Origin of the sequence: Pseudogracilibacillus amylolyticus (SeqCode) (assembly GCF_051918545.1) — a bacterium.
GTDB lineage: Bacteria > Bacillota > Bacilli > Bacillales > Amphibacillaceae > Pseudogracilibacillus.
In genome coordinates this window covers 1-6264 of the sequence record NZ_JBPPZG010000203.1, presented here as the reverse complement: position 1 = coordinate 6264, position 6264 = coordinate 1, and the positions used below count along the sequence as shown (strand labels likewise).

7 protein-coding genes and 1 tRNA gene are annotated in these 6264 nt (G+C 33.2%); 7 read left to right on the top strand and 1 reads right to left on the bottom strand.

Going from position 1 to position 6264, the window contains the following annotated elements; all coding sequences use genetic code 11:
* From ACPYKA_RS17180 to ACPYKA_RS17150, 7 genes are all read left to right on the top strand, one after another.
* A partial coding sequence (locus ACPYKA_RS17180; RefSeq protein WP_479543436.1) for a zinc ribbon domain-containing protein occupies positions 1-265 on the top strand: 265 nt, incomplete at its 5' end.
* A 537-nt stretch (positions 266-802) separates the two neighbouring features.
* Positions 803-1207, top strand: coding sequence for a carboxymuconolactone decarboxylase family protein (locus tag ACPYKA_RS17175; protein ID WP_479543435.1), 405 nt, complete (start codon positions 803-805; stop codon positions 1205-1207).
* Positions 1208-2010: 803 nt separating this feature from the next.
* A complete protein-coding gene (locus tag ACPYKA_RS17170) occupies positions 2011-2349 on the top strand; it encodes a hypothetical protein (RefSeq protein WP_479543434.1) in 339 nt (112 codons plus the stop codon).
* A 125-nt stretch (positions 2350-2474) separates the two neighbouring features.
* Positions 2475-3161, top strand: a complete 687-nt coding sequence (locus ACPYKA_RS17165; RefSeq protein ID WP_479543433.1) for a YjjG family noncanonical pyrimidine nucleotidase — start codon at positions 2475-2477, stop codon at positions 3159-3161.
* 87 nt (positions 3162-3248) lie between these two features.
* Positions 3249-3845, top strand: a complete 597-nt coding sequence (locus ACPYKA_RS17160) for a GNAT family N-acetyltransferase (protein ID WP_479543437.1) — start codon at positions 3249-3251, stop codon at positions 3843-3845.
* Positions 3846-3934: 89 nt separating this feature from the next.
* Positions 3935-4114 (top strand): hypothetical protein, encoded by a 180-nt coding sequence (locus tag ACPYKA_RS17155; protein WP_479543432.1) that lies wholly within the window; start codon positions 3935-3937, stop codon positions 4112-4114.
* A 110-nt stretch (positions 4115-4224) separates the two neighbouring features.
* Positions 4225-4947 (top strand): sulfite exporter TauE/SafE family protein, encoded by a 723-nt coding sequence (locus ACPYKA_RS17150; RefSeq protein ID WP_479543431.1) that lies wholly within the window; start codon positions 4225-4227, stop codon positions 4945-4947.
* A gap of 1074 nt (positions 4948-6021) precedes the next feature.
* On the opposite strand, the gene ACPYKA_RS17145 is transcribed toward ACPYKA_RS17150, so the two are convergent.
* Positions 6022-6094, bottom strand: a tRNA-Ala gene (locus ACPYKA_RS17145).
* Positions 6095-6264: the final 170 nt, after the last annotated feature.

Here is a 6264-nt window from a genome sequence, read left to right as displayed (position 1 = left end):
ATCAACAAAAGAAGCAGGACGCAATTTGCATCGTTGGTCCCATTATCAATTGCAACAGTTTATTGCATACAAAGCACAAATGACAGGAATCATGGTTGAATATGTCAATCCAACCTACACCTCTCAAATGTGCAAATGTGGCCATGTTGACAAAAGAAACCGGAACCTAGATGATTTTTGTTGTAAAAAGTGTGGCTATCGAAACCACGCAGATGTAAACGCTGCCATCAATATATCGAAAGCAGTGAGCGGGCTATCTGCTTAGAAGACGAAAAACAATTAGTGTCGTGGTAATAGCGACACCGCCTGTTTTGGTACACGCCTATCAAGATTGGTGGAACAAGACGGGGTGGGGCAATGAGATGCCCCTTAACTTGCAGGCTGTTCAAAACAGAAATGGATTGCGAACGGTAAGTCATGCAAGAATCCCACTCGTTTAAACCTTTGGGTTTAGAGCTAGCGGCTTTAGCCGTGGGAGTCTCAAAAACAGGATAAACCTCATATGGAATTTTATGAATAAATAGCTTCTTATTCAAATGGGTGTTCTAATCGAATAAGAAAATGCGTCTTTTTTGAATCAATCGTGCCATTTCAATTGCTGATTTGTGTTAGGTTTCATTGCCCCATATTTAAAATGTCTTATAACTTTAATATTATAAAATTAACCTTGATTCATTTTACTTGTTATTCCAAAGATTATATACTGGCATTGTTAAAAGACTTAGGGAATAATAGATCACAATACATATTTTCCGTACAATTAAACTTTTTAATATGAAATTAAATCGAGGAGGATTTTAAAATGGCAAACGATCGTTATCAACAAGGTTTGGAAAAAATAAAAGAGCTTACGTTATCAGACGATGAGAATCCGACTGGCTTTATGGATATTGGTGAAGCGTTTAAAGATATTGCTCCTGACTTGAGCAAATATGTTGTTGAATTTGCTTTTGGAGATATCTATTCACGACCAGGATTAGATAACAAACAAAAGGTTCTTACAACCATTACAGCTCTTGTTGCTCAAGGAAAACCGCAAATTGAAATGCATATTAAAACTGGGCTTACTGTTGGTTTAAAACCGGAAGAGATTGTAGGTTGCATCATGCACCTCATTCCATATACAGGATTCCCGAGTGTCCTAAATGCGTTAGCGGCCGCTAAAAAAGTGTTTGAAGAACGTGGAATTACAATGTCTCATGACTAACAGGGTATATAGTAAGTAGAAATGAATTGAATAAAGTTTAGTAGCTTGCTAGAAAAATAGAAGAAAAAATAAAAATGCCACCGCTCTTTGGTGGTTATTTTTATATACGTTTATCCGTCTAACTATTAGAAAAAGAACGATTATAAAAACTGTCTGCTAATTAGCTAAGGGCTATTAACCGACACTTTAGTTTTTCGTTTACTAACAATTTGTGCTGATTAAAATATTTAGTTGCTCTTATCGATTATTTTCAATTTTTTAAAAAATGTTGAAACTACTATGTTAAAATAAATCCAAAGTATTTTACAATATTGTTGCATGGCGCGGGAGGGCTTAAGAAAACTATAGAGGTAAAATCCTAACAAATGTGTTTTGGAATCGTAAAGTTTTACATTTAGATTATTAAACTAAGGTTGCATCTAGTGAACAGGAATTTTAAGAATTCTAAGGTTAAAAAGTGGGTGTATGAAATAGATATAGATCAAGATTTCGAAAAAGAAATGAACCGTACTAAAACACGAGTAAAACCAGGTTTAATTAATTTTAGCGTTAATCAAAACACAGTCAAAAGAGATAAATCTTAGGTGGATTCTCATTCCATAAACTGACTACTTATGGAATGAAGGATATAACGTGTAAGGCCATTCTATTAACCATCACGTTTAAAGAAAAGTGATAAACTTATAAAGTATTTGTGAGTATGATTGATTAAATTAAATGGCTCTTTATTTGGACATGAAGTGGCAAAACTAGCATGAATGAATCATCATATACGATAATTTTTCTAAGGAGGTTACGTGGAAATGATTGTAGAACACGTACATTTCTATAATAATAATTATGTTGTCGTTGATGACATAGTGGAGTTTGAAAGAGTTTATATGGTTGATGAATCTAAATTTAGTAATAAAACATATGAAGACTTATTAAGGGTTTATCAAAAACTGCCATTTTATATGGGGGATCAAACTAATTTTCCTTGCTGGTTTGGTAATGAGGAAAAAGGAGATCAATATTTTATAACCGTTTCATTTGAAATGTCTGGACTACAGTTTTGGGGTACATTGCCTTTATCGGACTTTTTACAATGGGAAAATCTTTTTAATGAATTGATAAAAAACTTCCCATTTAAATATCAATAAGTTCTACAAATAGACGTTTTAACCGAATAACGTATTCGTTTATCGGGCTACTTGCGAAATATCGGTTTCTTCTCGGGAAGATGCTCTATTGGATATCCTAAACAAAATCAGGAAGTAGGGGGAAAATGAAGAATTACGATATTATATTTTTTGATATGGATGATACACTTTTTGATTTTGCTAAGTCAGAACAAGAAGCTTTTAATAAAGTCTTTGATAAATATAATTTATTAAGTAGCATAAAGCTATACGAAAAGAGTTACCAAGAAATTAGCAAAGTTTTGTGGAGAGATTTAGAAGATGGGAAAATGAGCCTTATAGAACTAGGTTCAGAGAGATTCAGGAGATTATTTTTAGAACATGAACTTGAAATTGACGTAGTTGTGTTCAATCAAGATTATTTGGGGTTTCTTGGAGAACAAACACATCTCGTCAAAGAAGCTGAAAAAGTCATTCGTGATCTCGCCCATAAACGTTTAGCAATTATTACGAACGGTTTCGCAAATGTACAAACATCCAGAATTAATAATTCTTCGTTGAAAGGTGCATTTGAACATATTATTATCTCTGAATCTACTGGATTCCAAAAACCACAGACAGAAATTTTTGATTATGCTTTTAATAAGTTACAGATTACAGATAAAGACAATGTACTTATGGTTGGAGACTCATTGACTTCTGATATTCAAGGTGGGATTAACTATGGTATTGATACTTGTTGGTTCAATCCCAAGTACAAGGAAAATAACACATCTCTAAAACCTACTTACGAAATAAATAAATTAGAAAGCCTGTTAGAGATTATTAACTAAGTGCCTTACAGTCTTTGGAGTGTCAATAAAGTCGATCAATTTATATTGTCATAATCGGGTGAGGAACTGAGGCTATATTTGAGGGGGATAAGGATGGAGATTAGGTTTTATAATCCGAATGATGAAATTGGTTGGGTTCGCTGCAGGACACTTTCATTCTTGGATACGGCATATTTTGATAATGTCTTAAATAAAAAAGAGAAATACCAGAATCCTGCAATCGAATTAGTGGCGATAGAGGACAATCAGATTGTTGGTTTGCTTGATATAGAATATGAGGAGAAAGAAGATACAATATGCAGTAAAGGTGAAGGACTTGGTGGTATGATATGGCATATCGCATCACACCCTGACTTTCAGAGAAAGGGTATTGGAACTAAACTTTTAGAAAAAGCGGAAAAAATTGCTAAGAAAAAAGGATTGGATTATCTCGAAGCGTGGACTAGAGACGATAAGTGGGTTAACCAATGGTACGAAAAAAGTGGATTTGATAAAGTTTACTCCTATTTATACGTGTATCTTGAAGGTGATAACGAAATCAAGAAAGTAATTAGAGAGAATAATGAGCCTGAACTACAAGTTATTCAAGCCTTTGCGCATTATTCAGGAACTGACCAGAAAAATGTTAGGTTAAATTTTAATCGAGTCCACGAATGTAATTGTTATGAAAAAAATTTAAAGTAAATGTTCATCAATCGGGTGCTATAATGGAATAAAGATTTGCGCCTATTCTTATTGGTAAGTTACAAAAATATAGCAAAGAGGTGTATGATATGGTTATGAATATTATTACTATTGCTACTGCATTCATATGGATTGCAGCGATTTATGAACTAATTAAACCTTCAAAAGAGCAAAATAATCGAAAAATCATCACTTTAACATCCTTTGGTACTTTATCAACATTAGTGATCACTATTTCACTTTTTCAAAATATGTTGGGGGTCCAATAATTCGCTAAATGGGCTATATAATCAAACGTTGTTGAGGTGCGGATATAGCCGAATTGTAGAAGGAAAAAATGTTGGCTATTTAATATTTGGAGTAGAGTTGGTGACATTGTATGGGGGAAAATTTAATTGTACTTATTATAATTGTACTCGTGGCTTCGTTGTTACAGACAAGTACTGGTTATGGTTTCTCTATTATTGGTACTCCTTTTTTATTGTTAATTTATCCTGCTCATACAGCGATCCAGGTTAATATTATACTCTCTATTTGCCTTTCTGCTTTTATGATTTTTAAAATTAGAAAAGAAGTAGACAAGTTATTGCTAATTAGATTGATTAAAGGAAGTTTCATAGGGTTATTTTTTGGTATCTTTATTTATCTTTTTTTAGATGTTCGACTACTTAAAATGGCAGTTGGTGCTCTTATTCTTTTTTTAACGGTACTTCTTATTTTAAGATTAACGATAGATAGAACGAAGAATAGAGATTTTGTAACGGGCGGAATATCGGGATTATTAACAACAAGTATTGGTGTACCCGGACCGCCTTTGTTATTATACTTTTCTGGAGCAAGAATAGATCAAACGACCCTCCGTAGTACAACGTTGGCTTATTATCTATTTGTTTATTTTGCTAGTTTAATGATGCAAATATCATTTGGTGGTACCAATAAAGAGACATGGATATCCTCTCTTTTAGCTATACCATCTCTTTTTGCTGGGATTGTGCTGGGACAGTTACTTTTTAAATGGATTAGTCAAAAAACATTTCGACTTATTACGTATGTAATTTTGATATTTACAGGGATATATTTATTAGTGACTAGCTTTTTTTAGCAGATAAACGTATAAAACTTTCTTGAATCGCTCACTGGCAAAAAGCTCGGGCGTCCTGGGACTGGGACTGCGCTAACTCGTCCCATCGAAGGGCATTTGCACTTTCGTTCGTCCCACCGTAAAGATTTGTCTCAGGCGTAAGTCACTAGCACGTCAATTACTCGTAAGTGCAATTCATACTCTCGCCAAGGCTTGCACTTACTTAGTATAAGTGCAACATCACCTCTATCTTTCGCTATTAAGGTTCTGAGGAAGGCCGACTAAAAACAGGCTTTGCGCCTAACGTTGGCATACCCCTGGTGATGAGGGCATGTTTTCTTTAGCGATAAGCCAAGTTTTCTAAGATATATATATAAAATATTTGGCTAATCGGATGCAATTGTATGTGGAAATGGTATTAAATTCAAAATACCTTGGAAACTTTTCTGCGCTATTTTCACTGTTAATTTACATCTATTAAATAAAAATTGGATAACAAAAACAAACTGCTAATAATTTTTAAACAAAAAGGCCTATACACCTTGTTGTATAAGCGCTTTACTGTATAGAGCATATCGGGCTCCGAATCCAAATGTTAAAATGCTTTAATATCAATGGTTGCGAGGGATCTAGATATTTTTGACTACGTTTTTCAGTAATAATTTGATGAATATATTTCCTTGAAGCTTACAAGTGATTTACAGTTTATTAAAATAAATTTGTTTTTTTAATAAAATATATACAATGACTTAATAATCACTTTTATTCATAAATGGAAGTTTGTGGAGAATAGTCTTTAGTATGAAGGGGTGACTAAAATAGACTTTTTAGTTGACTTTTTTGACAATGTTTTAAGTATTAAGTTTTTACTTAGATATTTATATGCGTTAATTGCCTTCTTTCTTGGGTGGTATGGAATGAAGTATTTATTAAGACGTGTCGGTTAGTCGAAGTTCCCCTAATGCGGTGTCATTTTTATCGGACTTTTTGAACATCCTCTATTAAATAAAAATTGGATAACAAAAACAAACTGCTAATAATTTTAATTAAAAAACAAAACGCTCATACACCTTGATGTATAAGCGTTTTTTCATATGGAGCATATCGGGCTTGAACCGATGACCTCTTGCATGCCATGCAAGCACTCTCCCAACTGAGCTAATGCCCCAAAAGATTTAACTAATACTTATTATATAATGTTTCTATTTTTTTTCAACAAATTGAGTTTTTAAGTTTACCGTTTTTCTAATGGAAATCGAATTTTTGATGACGCGATTCTTGGGTATAAGGTTTTTTGATATATTTTCGGGAATATGTTTAATTTATAGTACACCAAAT